Source organism: Caulobacter sp., from assembly GCF_017744445.1.
GTDB lineage: Bacteria > Pseudomonadota > Alphaproteobacteria > Caulobacterales > Caulobacteraceae > Caulobacter.
In genome coordinates this window covers 1-556 of sequence record NZ_JAGIBH010000140.1, presented here as the reverse complement: position 1 = coordinate 556, position 556 = coordinate 1, and the positions used below count along the sequence as shown (strand labels likewise).

Here is a 556-nt window from a genome sequence, read left to right as displayed (position 1 = left end):
GGCTTGGACGCTGTCGGGGCCGGTCAGGTGGCCGGCCCCGACGGCTACGAAGCTGACGCCCGACCCGGCCAGCTTGGTCTTCAGCTGTTGCGCCCAGACGCGGTTGCGGTCGACCAGCAGAAGCCGATAGAGCCCAGGATAATCGCGGCGCATCTCGTCGACCATCTCGTGCTCCAGCCCCTTCTGGTCGCCGGCTGCCCAGGCTGTGACCAGGGCGTCGACCTTGGCCGGACCGTCGGCGACGTCGTCCAGGGTGGACTTCAGCATCGCCATCTCATCGGCCGGCGTCATGTCGGCGAAGAAGCGCACCTGCTGTTCCAGGGTCTCGAAGGCCGAGACCGGCTTGCCGGCCGCTCGGGCCCGGGCGTTCAGCAGGCGCTCGACCCCGCTCTGGGGATCGTAACCGGCTTTCAGCAGAGGTTGCAGCGACAAGGTGAGCGCCGCGAGCCAGGGCCGCATGGGCTCCATCTGCTGGGGCTGCATGCCCATGCCCTGGGCGGCGGCGGCCAGCTTGGCCTGGGTTTCGGGATCAAGCTTGCTCGACAGCGGCTTGGCC

General features: G+C 69.1%; 1 protein-coding gene. It reads right to left on the bottom strand.

Translation table 11 applies throughout. The annotated features are described in order from the left end of the window. The coding region (locus J7528_RS24095; protein WP_291879910.1) for a TraB/GumN family protein at positions 1-556 on the bottom strand (556 nt) is incomplete at both ends.